The sequence below is a fragment of the Cellulomonas sp. PS-H5 genome (assembly GCF_019265565.1).
In the GTDB taxonomy this organism is placed as follows: Bacteria; Actinomycetota; Actinomycetes; order Actinomycetales; family Cellulomonadaceae; genus Cellulomonas.
This window is the reverse complement of sequence record NZ_JAHVCI010000020.1, coordinates 22,533-37,419: the sequence shown is the minus strand read 5'-3', so window position 1 is coordinate 37,419 and position 14,887 is coordinate 22,533. Positions and strand designations below refer to the sequence as shown.

The 14,887-nt window shown below is 75.1% G+C and carries 9 protein-coding genes; 8 read left to right on the top strand and 1 reads right to left on the bottom strand.

The window, feature by feature from the left end:
• The first annotated feature begins 214 nt into the window (after nucleotides 1-214).
• The 4 genes from J5O08_RS09975 (at nucleotide 215) to J5O08_RS09960 (ending at nucleotide 7,107) form a co-directional block, all read left to right on the top strand.
• Nucleotides 215-3,208: an AAA family ATPase gene (locus J5O08_RS09975; protein WP_308281528.1), complete on the top strand. Its 2,994-nt coding sequence runs from the start codon at nucleotides 215-217 to the stop codon at nucleotides 3,206-3,208.
• A 172-nt stretch (nucleotides 3,209-3,380) separates the two neighbouring features.
• A complete protein-coding gene (locus tag J5O08_RS09970) occupies nucleotides 3,381-4,067 on the top strand; it encodes an alpha/beta fold hydrolase (RefSeq protein WP_217614462.1) in 687 nt (228 codons plus the stop codon).
• An 18-nt stretch (nucleotides 4,068-4,085) separates the two neighbouring features.
• Entirely contained in the window at nucleotides 4,086-5,774 is a 1,689-nt protein-coding gene (locus tag J5O08_RS09965) for a long-chain-fatty-acid--CoA ligase (RefSeq protein ID WP_218706692.1), read from the top strand.
• Between the two features lie 124 nt (nucleotides 5,775-5,898).
• Nucleotides 5,899-7,107 (top strand): cobalamin-independent methionine synthase II family protein, encoded by a 1,209-nt coding sequence (locus tag J5O08_RS09960; protein WP_218706691.1) that lies wholly within the window; start codon nucleotides 5,899-5,901, stop codon nucleotides 7,105-7,107.
• A 72-nt stretch (nucleotides 7,108-7,179) separates the two neighbouring features.
• On the opposite strand, the gene J5O08_RS09955 is transcribed toward J5O08_RS09960, so the two are convergent.
• A complete protein-coding gene (locus J5O08_RS09955) occupies nucleotides 7,180-9,855 on the bottom strand; it encodes a phosphoenolpyruvate carboxylase (protein WP_308281527.1) in 2,676 nt (891 codons plus the stop codon).
• Between the two features lie 211 nt (nucleotides 9,856-10,066).
• Between J5O08_RS09955 and tkt the strand changes: the two genes are divergently transcribed.
• The 4 genes from tkt to J5O08_RS09935 all read left to right on the top strand — a co-directional run bounded on the left by tkt (nucleotide 10,067) and on the right by J5O08_RS09935 (nucleotide 14,882).
• A complete protein-coding gene (gene tkt / locus J5O08_RS09950) occupies nucleotides 10,067-12,232 on the top strand; it encodes a transketolase (protein ID WP_218706690.1) in 2,166 nt (721 codons plus the stop codon).
• A gap of 243 nt (nucleotides 12,233-12,475) precedes the next feature.
• Complete coding sequence (gene nrdI / locus J5O08_RS09945) at nucleotides 12,476-12,910, top strand: class Ib ribonucleoside-diphosphate reductase assembly flavoprotein NrdI (RefSeq protein WP_218706716.1); 435 nt, start codon at nucleotides 12,476-12,478, stop codon at nucleotides 12,908-12,910.
• Between the two features lie 70 nt (nucleotides 12,911-12,980).
• Entirely contained in the window at nucleotides 12,981-14,090 is a 1,110-nt protein-coding gene (gene ligD, locus J5O08_RS09940) for a non-homologous end-joining DNA ligase (protein ID WP_218706689.1), read from the top strand.
• 75 nt (nucleotides 14,091-14,165) lie between these two features.
• Nucleotides 14,166-14,882, top strand: a complete 717-nt coding sequence (locus tag J5O08_RS09935; protein ID WP_308281524.1) for a DUF5701 family protein — start codon at nucleotides 14,166-14,168, stop codon at nucleotides 14,880-14,882.
• Nucleotides 14,883-14,887: the final 5 nt, after the last annotated feature.

Below are 14,887 nucleotides of genomic sequence, written 5' to 3'. Positions count from 1 at the left end.
GGTTCCTGCCGGGAGGGGCCCGGCACGCCACCGCCGGACCGGCGGGGCACGCACCACAGGGGAGACCGACATGGACACCATCTGGGGCCCGGCGCTCGACGCCGAGGTGGCCTACCGCCAGGAGGTCGTCCGCGCGGCCGTGCGCGGGTCCGACCTGGGCTGGCGCTGGCGGCGCGGACGTCGCTGATCCGCCGACGGCAGAAGGAGGGGACGCGTGTCGGTGGAGGCTGCCACCATCGACCTCATGAGCCGGTCGGTGGGACGTGCGCCCTTCGTCGCCCGCGACGAGGAGGTCGCGGCGCTGCTCGCGGCCGTCGAGCGCGCCGGCGCCGGCGAGCCGGGCCTGGTGCTGCTCGGCGCGGACGCGGGCGTCGGCAAGACCCGGCTGCTCACCCACACCGCCCGGCTCGCCACGGCCCGCGGCGCCACCGTCGTGATCAGCCACTGCGTCGACCTGGGCGAGATCGGCCTGCCGTACCTGCCGTTCGCGGACGCCCTGCACCAGGTCGTCGACGCGGACTGCCCCGGCGTCGCGGACGTCGTGGCCGCCCGGCCGGCGCTGCGCCGGCTGCTGCCGTCGGGGGCTGCGGGGTCGGCGGACCCGGTCCGCACGGGCGCCGACGAGCAGGCCGAGCGCCTGCAGCTGTTCGACGGCGTGGCCGCAGCGCTCGCCGCGGCGGGCTCGCCCGGGCGACCGCTCGTCCTGGTGCTCGAGGACCTGCACTGGGCCGACTCGTCCAGCCGCGACCTGCTGCGGTTCCTGGTGGCGCGGCTGCGCGCGGAGCCGGTGCTGCTCGTCGGCTCCTACCGCGCGGACGACCTGCACCGCCGGCACCCGCTGCGGCCGGTGCTGGCCGAGCTGGGGCGGCACCCGCGGGTCGAGCGGATCGACCTGCCGCCGTTCACCCCGGACGAGCTGCGCGCCTTCACCACGGGGCTCGCGGGGCAGCCCCTGCCCGAGGCCGCGCTGCGCCGCATCCAGCGCCGGTCGGAGGGCAACGCCTACTTCGCCGAGGAGCTGACCGAGGCCCGCGGCACCGACGCCGACCTCCCGGGCACGCTCGCCGACGTCCTCCGGGCCCGGCTGGAGTCGCTCGACCCGGACGTGCAGCGCCTGGTGCGGGCGGCGTCCGCCGCGGGCCGCCGGGTGGCCGAGCCGCTGCTGCGGGCGGTCGTCACGGGCACCTCGGACGACCCGGCCCGGCACGCGGCGTTCGACGCGGCGCTGCGGGACGCGGTCGCCCACCACGTGCTGGTCGGCGAGGACCGCCGGATCGCGTTCCGGCACGCGCTGCTGGCGGAGGCGGTGTACGCCGACCTGCTCCCGGGCGAGCAGGTCGCGCTGCACCGGGACTACCTGCTGGCCTCCGCGGCAGACCCGGCGCTCGCCACCCCGGCGGAGCGTGCGCACCACGCGCTGCTCTCCCACGACAACCGGCTCGCCCTGCTCGCGTCCCGGGACGCCGCGCGCGAGGCCGGCCGGGTGCTCGCGCCGGCGGAGGAGCTGCGGCACCTGGAGACCGTGCTCCGGCTGTGGCCGGGCGTGCCCACCGCCGCCGAGGACCTCGGGGAGGAGCGGGTCGACGTGCTGCTCGCGGCCGCGGCGGCCGGCGGCCGGGCCGGGCTCGGGGACCGCGCGGTGGCGATGGCGCGCGAGGCCGTCGCGGCGGTCGACCGCCCGGCGAGCGGCGCGGGCGACGACGCCGGGGCGCGCCGGGTCGCGGCGCTGCGCACCACGCTCGCCCGGCACCTCCTCGGGGCCGAGCGGGTCGACGAGGCGCTGCGCGAGACCGACCGCGCGCTCGAGGCGCTCGCCGACCTCGACGGCACCCCGGACGCGGCGCGGGCGTGGGCCCTCGCGACGCACGCCCGCGCGGCGCTCAACTCCGACCTGGACGACCAGGCCGAGGTCTCGGCCGCCGCCGCGGTGGACGAGGCGCGCGCCGCGGGCGCCGTGGACGCCGAGGCCGACGCGCTCATCTCGCTGGCCGTGCTCGTCGTCGACGACCGGGACCGCGCCGCCGACCTGCTCACCGTGGCCCTGCACCGCGCGCGGGACGCCGGCGACACCACCACCGAGCTGCGCTGCACCTACAACCTCGCCGCGAACCGGTACTACGCGGGCCGGTTGGACGAGGCCGCCGCGACCACCGCGGCCGGGCTGGAGCTCGCCGCGCGGTCCGGCCTGACCTGGAGCGCGTACGGCGTCGAGCTGCGGCTGTTCGCCGAGATCGTCCGGTACGCGCGCGGCGACCTCACGCCGCCGGCGCCCACCGCCGACCCCGGCCCGCCGCGCGCCGCGTCCGCCGTCGACGGGGTCCAGATGTACGCCGCCGTCGCGCGGGGCGACGCGGACGCGGCCGACCGCGGGCTGTCCCTGCTGCACGGCCAGCACGACGACACGATGATCACGCTCATCGCGGGCGGCTGCGCCGTCGACGCCCTCACCTGGGCCGGACGCCTGGACGAGGCCGTGGCCCTCGCGCACGAGCTCATCGACGAGATCAGCCGCGTGTGGTCCGACTACTTCCTCGGCGGTATCTGGCTGTCCGCGCTCGGCATCGCCGCGCTCGCCGACCAGGCCGCCGCCGACCGGCTCGCCGGCCGGGACCCCGCGCCGCGGCTCGACCTCGGCGCGCGGCTGCTCAACCGGGCGGTCGTCACCGCCGACCGCGGCCGGCCGCGCGGCGGGCAGCTCGGGCCGGAGGGCCGCGCGTGGCTGGCGCGGGCGCACGCCGAGCACGCCCGGCTGCTCGGCGTCGCGGACCCGGACGCGTGGGCCGCCGCCGTCGCCGAGTTCGACTACGGCTACCGGTACGAGCTCGCGCGCACCCGGTGGCGGCACGCGGAGGCGCTGCTCGGTGCCGGCGACCGCGCCGCGGCGGGCGACGCGGCCGCGGCGGCCCTCGCCGAGGCGCGGGCCATCGGCGCCGCTCCCCTGGTCACCGCCGTCACCGACCTCGCGCGCCGCGGTCGGCTCGACGTCCCGGGCGTCGTCGCCGGGGGCACCGACGTCCTCACGGGCCGGGAGTCCGAGGTGCTGGCGCTCGCCGCCGAGGGCCTGAGCAACCGCCAGATCGGCGAGCGGCTCTACATCAGCGGCAAGACCGTCTCCGTGCACATGTCCCGGGTGCTGGACAAGCTGGGCGCCGGCGGACGGGCCGAGGCGGTCGCGATCGCGCACCGCCGAGGGCTGCTCGGCGTCTGACCTGCGGGCCCGCGGACTCGTGACGCGGGTCACCCGGGTGAATCCCGGGCGACCCAGGTGCGTCCCAGGTTCCGGGCTTACCGTGGAGGCAGATCCCGCGGTCCGGACCATCGCCGCGGCGATGCGACGACCGGCCGCAGACGGCCGGCCGCACCTCCCCCCGGAACGGCACATGTCCACCCCTGAGAACCAGCCGCACCCCATCGTGCTCGTGCACGGCACCCGCACCTCGTCGAAGATCTGGGACGACCAGGTCCGCGCGCTCACCGAGGGCGGCCACCCGACGATCGCGATCGACCTGCCCGGCCACGGCAGCCGCGCGCACGAGCGCCTGACGTTCGAGGGCGGCCTCGACGCCATCGACGCCGCCGTGCGCGCCTGCGCCGAGCCGCCGCTCCTGGTCGGCCTGTCGCTCGGCGGGTACATGTCGCTCGCATACGCGGCGCGGCACGAGGACCGGCTCGCCGGCGTCGTGCTCGCCGGCTGCTCGACCGACCTGAAGGGCAAGCCGCTCGGCGCCTACCGCCGCGCGTCCCGCCGGGTGGTCGGCGCGCTCGGCCTGGGCGGCGGCACCTGGCACGTCGTCACGGACATGCTGAGCGCGCTGCACGGCTACACGCCGGTGCAGGACCTGCGCCGGCTCGCGCTGCCGGTGTGGTTGGTCAACGGCGCGCGGGACCCCCTGCGGTTCGGCGCACGGCGCTACCTCGGGGCGCACCCGGGCGCGCGGCAGTGGGTGGTGCCGAACGCCGGGCACGACGTGAACAGCCACGCGCCGGTCGCGTTCAACCGGATCCTGCTGCACGTGCTCCGCGACCTGGCGCAGCGCGTCCCGTTCGCCGCCCCGCGCCTGGGCTGATCCCGCCACAATGGCGGCATGACCTCGACCGACGACCGCCCCTGGCTCGCGCAGTACCAGCCCGGCGTCCCCGCCGACATCGAGCTCCCCACCGAGTCGCTGGTGGCGATGCTCGAGCGTTCCGTCGCCGAGGCGGGCGACGCGCCGGCGCTGGAGTTCTTCGGCCGCCGCACCTCGTACGCCGAGCTCGGCGCGCAGGTCGAGCGCGCCGCCGAGGGCCTGCGCCGGCTGGGCGTGCAGCCGCGGGACCGGGTCGCGCTGCTGCTGCCGAACTGCCCGCAGCACGTGGTCGCGTTCTACGCGGTGCTCCGGCTGGGCGCCGTCGTCGTCGAGCACAACCCCCTCTACACGTCGCGCGAGCTGCGGCACCAGTTCGAGGACCACCGCGCGCGGGTCGTCATCGCGTGGGACAAGGCCGTCGAGCAGGTGAAGCAGTTCCCCGCGGACGTCGGCGTCGAGCACGTCGTGTCGGTGAACCTGCTCCGGGCGTTCCCCGCGGTGAAGCGCGCGGCGCTGGCCCTGCCCGTGCCGAGCCTGCGCGCGACCCGCCGGTCGCTCACGGCTCCCGCGCCGGGCACGATCCCGTGGGAGAACCTGCTCTCCCACGGCCCGCTCGACCCGGCGCACCCGCGCCCCGCCGTGACCGACCTGGCCGCGATCCAGTACACCTCCGGCACCACCGGCCGCCCCAAGGGCGCGATGCTGACGCACCTCAACCTGTACGCCAACGCGCTGCAGGGCGAGGCGTGGATGCACGGGGCGGAGTACCGCAAGGAGGTGTTCTACGCGATCCTGCCGATGTTCCACGCGTTCGGCATGACGCTCTACCTCACGTACGGCGTGCTCAAGCAGGGGCTGCTCGTGCTGTTCCCGAAGTTCGACACCGGCCTCGTGCTGGACGCGATGACGAAGTCCCCCGCGACCGTGTACTGCGCCGTGCCACCGATCTACGAGCGCACCGCGATGGCCGCGAAGGAGCGCGGGGTGTCCCTGGCGTCCTGCCGGTTCTGCATCTCGGGCGCGATGAACCTCCCGGACGCCACCGTCGAGCTGTGGGAGTCGATGTCAGGCGGGCTGCTCGTCGAGGGCTACGGCATGACCGAGTCGTCCCCCGTCGCGCTGGGCAACCCGTTCCACCCGACCCGGCGCACCGGCACGATCGGCGTCCCGTTCCCGTCCACGCGGATGCGCGTCGTGGACCCGGACGACCCGACGACGGACGTCCCGGCGGGCGAGCCCGGCGAGCTGCTGCTGCACGGCCCGCAGGTGTTCGCGGGCTACTGGAACAACCCGGACGAGACGGCCGCGACGCTGCTCCCGGGCGGCTGGCTGCGCACCGGCGACATCGTGACCGTCGATCCCGACGGGTTCACCACGATCGTGGACCGCGCGAAGGAGCTCATCATCACCGGTGGGTTCAACGTCTCCCCGTCGGAGGTCGAGGCCGTGCTCCGCGGGCACCCGTCGGTCGCCGACGCCGCCGTGATCGGCAAGCCGCTGGAGCGCGGCGGCGAGATGGTGGTCGCCGCGGTCGAGCTGGCGCAGGGCGCCGACCTGGACGAGGCGGCGCTGCGCGCGTACTGCCGCGAGCACCTCGCGGCGTACAAGGTGCCGCAGCGAGTGGTCGCGATCGAGGACACGCCGCGGTCGATGCTCGGCAAGGTGCTGCGCAAGCAGGTGCGCGAGCAGGTGCTCCCGCGGCTCTGACCGGCGACGGCCCGGCCGGCGCGGACGCGCACGCAGCCGCGGCCCGACCCCTGGACGGGCAGCACCCGGGTCCGGACGCGGTGCGACGATGGGCCCGCACGTCCGCCCCGAGCCGGGAGACCCGATGATCCGCAGCACCGACCACATCCTCACGAGCCAGGCCGGCAGCCTCCCGCGCACGCCGGAGCTGATCGCCGCCAACGCCGCCCGCGAGGCCGGCCAGGACGCCGGGGACCACGCCGGCCTGCTCCGGGACGCCGTCACGGCCCTGGTGCGCCGCCAGGTCGACCTCGGCCTCGACGTGCCCGGCGACGGCGAGTTCGGCAAGGCCATGACCAGCGCGATCGACTACGGCGCCTGGTGGTCGTACTCGTTCCAGCGGCTCGGCGGCCTGGAGCTGCGCGACGGCGCGTCCTGGATCTTCAAGGACGTCCAGTCCGGCCCCGGCGACGTCAAGGTGACCGGCTTCGGCCGGCGCCGCGACCGCGCCGCCTTCGAGGAGGCGTACGCCGACCCGACCAGCGGCGTGTTCCACGGCGGCGACCCCAAGCCGTTCCCGACCGCGGTCGCCCCGGTGACGTACACCGGCCAGGACGCGGTGGCGGAGGACGTCGCCAACCTGCGCGCCGCGCTCGACGCCACCGGCGCGCGGGAGGGCTTCATCACCTCCATCGCCCCGGCGTCGGCCGCCCGGATGGACAACGAGTACTACGCCACGGACGAAGAGTACGTCTGGGCGCTCGCCGACGCGCTGCGCGAGGAGTACGTCGCGATCATCGACGCCGGCCTGGTGCTGCAGATCGACGACCCGTCGATGGCGGAGAACTGGGACCAGATCACCCCGGAGCCGACCGTCGAGGACTACGTGAAGTTCACGGAGCTCCGGGTCGAGGCGCTCAACCACGCGCTGCGCGGGCTGCCCGAGGACCGGATCCGGTACCACCTGTGCTGGGGCTCCTGGCACGGCCCGCACACCACCGACCTGCCCATGAAGGACATCGTCCGGTCGATGCTGAAGGTGAACGCGGGCGCCTACTCGTTCGAGGCCGCCAACGTCCGGCACGAGCACGAATGGCGGGTCTGGGAGGACGTGCAGCTGCCCGACGGCAAGCTGATCCTCCCGGGCGTGGTGTCGCACGCGACCAACGTCGTCGAGCACCCCGAGCTCGTCGCCGACCGCATCGAGCGGTTCGCACGGCTGGTCGGCCGGGAGAACGTCGTCGCGGCGACCGACTGCGGCCTGGGCGGACGCATCCACCACCAGATCGCGTGGGCCAAGCTCGAGGCCCTGGTCGAGGGCGCGCAGATCGCCACGAAGCGCCTCTGGGCCTGACACCCGGGAACGCCGACGGCCCGGCACCCCTCGCGGGGGTGCCGGGCCGTCGCGCGTGCGGGGCCGGTCCGGTCAGCCGGTGTTCTGGAGGCCGGCGGCCACGCCGTTGACGCTCAGCAGCAGCAGCCGCTTGTTCTCCTCGACCAGGTCCTCGGACTCGCCGGTCCGCAGCGCGCGCAGCGCGCGGATCTGCAGCAGCGACAGCGCGTCCACGTAGGGGCTGCGCAGCTGGACGGCCCGGCCGAGGATCCGGCGGCGGGACAGGATGCGGTCGGAGCCGGTGATCGCGAGCACCCAGTGGCGGGTCAGCGCCATCTCCTCGAGCACGAGCTGGGCCAGGTCGTCCCGGTCGCCCAGCGCGAGGTACCGCTCGGCCAGCCGCTCGTCCGTCTTCGCCAGCGACATCTCGACGTTGTCGATCATCGTGCTGAACAGCGGCCACTCGGCGTACGCGGCCTGCAGCTCGGCGAGGTCGCCGACCGACTCCAGGGCGGTGCCGAGGCCGAACCAGCCGGCGAGGTTGGTCCGGGCCTGCGACCAGGAGAACACCCACGGGATCGCCCGCAGGTCGTCGAGCGACTCGACGGACAGGCCGCGGCGCGCCGGGCGGGAGCCGATCGGCAGCAGGCCGATCTCCTCCAGCGGGGTGACCTGGGCGAACCACTGCGGGAAGCCCTCGGCGCGCACCAGCTCGTAGAACCGGGTGCGGGACGACGCGTCCAGCGCGGAGGCCAGGTCGGCGAACCGCGCGGTGGCGGCCGCGTTCCGCTGCTCGGTCGACGGGGCACCCGCCAGCAGGGTCGCCGCGGCGACCTGCTCGATGTGCCGGGCGCCGATCGTCGGGTTCCCGTACCGGGCGAAGATGACCTCGCCCTGCTCGGTGAGCTTGAACCGGCCGTCGACCGAGCCCGGGGGCTGGGCCAGCACGGCGCGGTTGGCCGGGCCGCCGCCACGCCCGAGGGCGCCGCCGCGGCCGTGGAACAGCGTGAGGCTGAGGTCGTGCTTGCCGGCCCACTCGGCGATCCGGCTCTGCGCCACGTCGAGCGCGAGGGTCGCGGCCACCGGGCCGACGTCCTTGGACGAGTCCGAGTAGCCGAGCATGACCTCGACGCGTCGGCCGTTCTCCGCGAGCCGCGCCTGCACGGCGGGCAGCGTGAGCATCGACTCCAGGATGTCGACGCTGGCCTCGAGGTCCGCGAAGGTCTCGAACAGCGGGATCGCGTCGATCACCGGGCGGGTGGCCGGGTCCGGGAACACCAGCTCGGCGAGCTGGTAGACCGCCGCCAGGTGCTCCGGCGCCTGCGTGAACGACACGATGTACCGGCGGGCGGCGGCGACGCCGTACCGGCGCTGCACGGCGCCGATCGCGCGGTAGGTGTCGAGGACCTCGACCGTGCGCGGCTCCAGGTCGCCGTCCAGACCCTTGGCCTCGATGTCCGCGAGCGCCGCGGCGTGCACCTGCGAGTGCTGGCGCACCTCGAGCTCGGCGAGGTGGAACCCGAAGGTCTGCACCTGCCAGATGAGCTTCTGCAGGTCGCCGAACGCGACGCGGGTCGCGCCCGCGGCCTCCAGGGAGCGCTGCACGACGTCGAGGTCGGCCAGCACCTCCTCCGGGCCGGCGTACGACAGGTCCGCGTCCCGGCGGCGGGTGGCGGCGAGCCGCTCCGCGACCATGCGCAGCGCGCGGCGGTGCGGCTGGTGCTTCACCTCGGCGGCGGCCTTGGTCGCGGCGTCCTCGGAGAGGTCCCGCTGCCGGTGCCACAGCGCGGTGAGCTCCGCGCTGGCCGGGGTGCCGGTGTCGTCGAGCGTGAGCTTCGCCGAGATCTTCCGCGCCGACTCCTCCAGCGCGGTCAGCACGTGCTCGCTCGCGAGCGCGGCGGCGGCCCGGGTCACCTCGGCGGTGACGTTGGGGTTGCCGTCGCGGTCGCCGCCGATCCACGACCCGAGCCGCACGAACGGGCGGACCGCCGGCTCGCGGCGACCCGCGCCCTCGCCGGACAGCCAGTCGTCCAGGCGGCGGTACACGGTCGGGAAGGTGTCGAACAGCGTGGTGTCGAAGATGTTCATCACGGTGCGGACCTCGTCCAGCACCGTGGGCTTCTGCGCCCGCAGCGGCGACGTGCGCCACAGCGTGTCGATCTCCTCCAGGATGCGGCGGTCGTTCTCCGCGCGGGAGGTGCCGCCGGCGGCCAGCGCGTCGCGCTCGGCCAGCAGGTCGGAGATGCGCCGGATCGCCCGGGACACCGAGCGGCGGCGGGCCTCCGTCGGGTGCGCGGTGAGCACCGGGCGGAACTCGAGCTCCTGGAGCCGGCGCACGGCCTCGTCGCGGCCGACCTCGTTCGCCAGCGCGTCGATCGCGGCGGGCAGGGAGTCGTCCTGCATGAGCTCGCCGGCCGGCAGCTCCGCCTCGCGGGCGCGCAGCACGCGGACGCGGTGGTGCTCCTCGGCGAGGTTCGCCAGGTGGAAGTAGCAGGTGAAGGCGCGCGCGACCTGCTGGGCGCGCTCGATGGAGAAGGAGTCGACGAGCTCCTCCGCCTCCGTGAGCGCGGACAGGTCCTGCTCGTCGTGCGCGCGGATGGTCAGCGCGCGGACGCGCTCCACGTCGTCGAACAGGTCGTCGCCGCCGGACTCGCGGATGACGCGGCCGAGGAACTCGCCGAGCATCCGGACGTCGTTGCGCAACGGGTCGGGGACCTCGTGGCGCGCGAGGCCGCGGCGGGCCTCGAGCGAGGGCTGGGGGTCGGTCACCGGTCAAGCGTAGGTCAACCGTCCGACGCACGAGACGCGTGTCCGCCTGTCGGTTACCTCGTCCGCGGGCCGGACCCCTGGGCCCGATGTCCCGCGTGACCGCCCGGGAGTCTAGGCTCGGAGGCAGTGCCCGCGGCCGGTCCGTCGCGACCGGGCGAGCAGAAACCCCCGAAGATCCGGGCCGCCGAGGTCCGGGCGGAAATGAGGTGCGGTGAACGCGAAGGCTCCTGTGGCCCAGCAGGTCGGTTGGTCCGAGCTCGACGTCAAGGCCGTCGACACGGTGCGTGTCCTGGCCGCGGACGCGGTGGAGAAGGTCGGCAACGGCCACCCCGGCACGGCGATCAGCCTGGCCCCGGCCGCGTACCTGCTCTACCAGAACGTGCTGCGGCACGACCCGGCGGACCCGCACTGGCTGGGCCGCGACCGGTTCATCCTGTCGGCGGGCCACTCCTCGCTGACGCAGTACATCCAGCTCTACCTGGCCGGCTTCGGCCTGGAGCTCGAGGACATCGAGGCGCTGCGCACGTGGGGCTCCAAGACCCCCGGCCACCCCGAGTACAAGCACACCGACGGCGTCGAGATCACCACCGGCCCGCTCGGCCAGGGCATCTCCTCCGCGGTGGGCTTCGCCATGGCCGCGCGCCGCGAGCGCGGCCTGCTCGACCCCGAGGCCGCCCCGGGCACCAGCCCGTTCGACCACTTCGTCTACACGATCTGCTCGGACGGCGACCTGCAGGAGGGCGTGTCCTCCGAGGCCTCGTCCATCGCCGGCACGCAGAAGCTCGGCAACCTCATCGCGATCTGGGACGACAACCACATCTCGATCGAGGGCGACACCGAGATCGCGTTCACCGAGGACGTCGTCAAGCGCTACGAGGCCTACGGCTGGCACGTCCAGTTCGTCGACTGGACCTCCGGCGGCGAGTACACGGAGAACGTGGACGCGCTGCACGCCGCGATCGAGGCCGCCAAGGCCGTCACCGACCGCCCGTCGTTCATCGGCCTGCGCACGATCATCGCCTGGCCGTCGCCGACCAAGCAGAACACCCACGGCTCGCACGGCTCCAAGCTGGGCACCGACGAGGTCAAGGGCCTCAAGGAGGTCCTCGGCTTCGACCCCGAGAAGTCCTTCGACGTGGCGCCCGAGGTCATCGCGCACACCCGCAAGGCCCTCGAGCGCGGCGCCGCCGCCAAGGCCGAGTGGAGCAAGGGCTTCGACGCCTGGCGCGAGGCCAACCCGGAGCGCGCCGAGCTGCTCGAGCGCCTCCGCGCCGGCAAGCTGCCGGCCGGCTGGGCCGACGCGCTGCCGACGTTCCCCGCCGGCAAGGCCGTCGCCACCCGCGCCGCCTCCGGCGAGGTGCTCTCCGCCCTCGCACCGGTGCTGCCCGAGCTCTGGGGCGGCTCGGCCGACCTCGCCGGCTCGAACAACACCACCATGAAGGGCGAGCCGTCCTTCATCCCGGCCGAGCGCTCCACGCACGAGTTCGCGGGCGACCAGTACGGCCGCACGCTGCACTTCGGCATCCGCGAGCACGGCATGGGCGCGATCCTCTCGGGCATCGCCCTGCACGGCCTGACCCGGCCGTACGGCGGGACGTTCTTCACGTTCTCCGACTACATGCGCGGCTCGGTCCGCCTGGCCTCCCTCATGGGCGTGCCGGCGATCTACGTGTGGACGCACGACTCGATCGGCCTCGGCGAGGACGGCCCGACCCACCAGCCGGTCGAGCACCTCACCGCCGTCCGGGCCATCCCGGGCCTCGCGGTCGTCCGCCCCGCCGACGCCAACGAGACGGCGCACGCGTGGAAGGCGATCCTCGAGCGCACCGACGGCCCCGCCGCGCTCATCCTCACCCGGCAGAACGTCCCGACGTTCCCCCGCGGCGAGGAGGGCTTCGCGTCCGCCGAGGGAGTCGCCCGCGGCGCGTACGTGCTGCTCGAGGCGTCCACCGGCACGCCGGACGTCATCCTCATCGGTACCGGCTCCGAGGTGCAGCTGGCCGTCGCGGCCCGCGAGACCCTCGAGGCCGCCGACGTCCCGACCCGCGTGGTCTCCGCGCCGTCGCTGGAGTGGTTCGCCGAGCAGGACGAGGCCTACCGCGAGTCGGTCCTGCCCTCCTCGGTGAAGGCCCGCGTCTCCGTCGAGGCCGGCATCGCGCTGTCCTGGTGGAAGATCCTCGGCGACGCCGGCCGTGCCGTGTCGCTCGAGCACTACGGCGCCTCGGCCGCGTACGAGACGCTCTACGAGGAGTTCGGCATCACGGCGGACGCCGTCGTGGCGGCGGCGCACGAGTCGATCGCGGCGGCCCGCGGCGGCAGCGCCCCGGCCTCGGACGCGAGCGCCCCGTCGGAGAGCGGCACGGGCGACCAGCTCTGATCTCGCGCTCACGCGCGGAACGGCCGGGCACCCCTGCGGGGGTGCCCGGCCGTTCTGCGTCCCCCGGCCCCTTCCCTCGGGCCAGCACCCGCCGAGATGGCAACTCTCGGCTGTACCGGGGCCCCCGGACACAGTCGAGAGTTGCCATCTCGGCGCAGGCGACCCGGGCGGCGCACGAGGGGAGCGCGGGACGTTGGTCCCCGGCGCCGCGGGCGCCGTGCGGGGAGGGTCGGAGGCGTGAGCGTGCGGCAGACCCCCGTGTACTACTACTCGTCGAGCTCCGGGCTCGTGCGGTCGTTCGCGGAGCGGCTCGACCGGCCGGTGCTCGACCTGTCGCGGCGCGAGGTCCGGCTCAGCGAGGCCGACGGGCCGTGGGTGCTGCTCACGCCGTCGTACAAGACCGGCAACGAGGCCAACGACACCATCCCCGAGGCGGTCCGCCGGTTCCTGCGCTCCGAGGTGAACCGCCGCCGCATGGTCGGCGTGATGGGCAGCGGGAACCGGAACTTCGGCCGGTACTACCAGCACGCCGCTCGGGACATCGCGGCCCGGTCGGGCCGGCCGGTGCTGTTCGAGTTCGAGATTGCGGGCACGCCCTGGGACGTCGAGGAGTGCCGGCGGATCCTCGAGGAGCTGGACGCCGCGCTCGCCGCGGGCGGGGACGCGCCGGCCGCCTGACACCCCTGGGCGCGCGCTCATCTCGGCCGGGTGGGTGCGCGCGTCGGCGGTCGGCCCTAGCGTGACCTCCATGAGCCCGTCGAAGGTGCCCGCCGAGGAGATCGAGGTGCGCGGCCGCACCGTGCGGGTCTCCAACCCCGACAAGGTCTACTTCCCCGACCGCGGCCTGACCAAGATCGACGTCGTCCGGTACTTCGTGAGCGTCGGCGACGGCATCCTCGGCGCGCTGCGCGACCGGCCGACGACGCTGGAGCGCTGGCCGCGCGGCTGGTTCGAGGGCGCAAAGCTGTCGACCCGCATGGACAACAAGGGCGACGCGTTCTTCCAGAAGCGGGTCCCGCAGGGCGCGCCGGACTACGTCGAGTCGACGACGATCACGTTCCCGTCCGGCCGCACCGCCGACGAGGTGACCCCGACCGAGCTGGCCGTGGTCGCCTGGGCCGCGAACCTCGGCACGCTGACGTTCCACCCGTGGCCGGTGACCCGCGCCGACGTCGAGGCGCCCGACCAGCTCCGCATCGACCTGGACCCGCAGCCCGGCACGACCTTCGACGACGCAGCCCGGGTCGCGCCGCACGTGCGCGAGATCCTCGCCGAGCACGGGCTGACCGGGTTCCCCAAGACGTCGGGCGGCCGCGGCCTCCACATCTTCGTGCCGATCGAGCCGCGCTGGTCGTTCACGCAGTGCCGGCGGGCGACGATCGCGCTGGGCCGCGAGCTCGAGCGCCGGCTGCCCGGCCAGGTCACGACGAAGTGGTGGAAGGAGGAGCGCGGCGAGACCATCTTCGTCGACTACAACCAGATGGCCCGCGACCGCACGATCGCCTCCGCCTACTCGGTCCGCCCGAACCGCCGCGCCACCGTCTCCGCGCCGCTGCGCTGGGAGGAGGTGCCGGACGTGCACCCGGACGACTTCGACGTGACGACGATGCCGTCGCGGTTCGCGGAGGTGGGCGACCTGTTCGCGCCGCTGGTCGCGCGCACCTCGCCGGCCGAGGGCACCGACGCCGTCGCGCCGGGGTCGCTCGACGGGCTGCTGGAGCTCGCGGCGAAGGACGAGCGGGACCACGACCTCGGCGACCTGCCCTACCCGCCGGAGTACCCGAAGATGCCCGGCGAGCCGAAGCGGGTGCAGCCGAGCAAGGACCGCGACCGCCCGAAGGAGCCGGCGGACGACTGAGGCGCGGCCCCGGGAACCCGCCGGGCACGCCGGGCGTTCACCCCCTCCCGGACCGACGACCCCGAGGAGCGCGGAGTGCCCGTCCCCGTCATCGCCCCCGACCCCACCTGGCCCACCGTCGCCGCCGCCGACCGCGCGCCCGAGCCGTACGACCCCGGTGCCGCGGCGGCCGCCGAGCTCGACCGGCAGGTCCGCGCGCAGCTCGACCTCGGCCTGGCCGCGGTGCACGGCCTGTCCCCCGCCGATTTCGTCGCCGCGGTCGCCCCGCTGCGTGCCGCGCTCGGCGCCGGCGCCGCGGCCGGGCCGTCGTCCGTCGACCCGGACGACCACGTGCCGTTCGTGCTGGTGCTCGACGGCGGCACCGGGCGGGCCAACGCGTCGGTGCCGGCGCTGCGCCGCGGGACGCGCCCCGGCGTCAGCGTGATCGACGACGACGAGATGGCCGGCTACCGCCCGCTGCCCGGCCTCGACGTGCCCGCGGCGCCGTACCTGCTGCTCGACGTGGACACCGGGACGGAGTTCTGCAACACCCGGCCGGAGGACGCGCTGGCGACTGTCCGGAGCCGCGGGCGCACGCCGCTGACGGTCGCCGAGGGGATCGCGCTGGTCGCGGTCCGGCCGGACATGCTGCGACCGAACCGGTGCTTCTCGCTGATGGGCTCGCGGGCTGAGAACCAGCGCGTGCCGGCGGTGTGGATCAGCGAGCGCCGGCCCAAGCTCGGCTGGTGCTGGGACCGGAACCCGCACACCTGGCTCGGCGCGGCGTCGGCGGGCGGCCGGACGGCGGGCTGACGCCG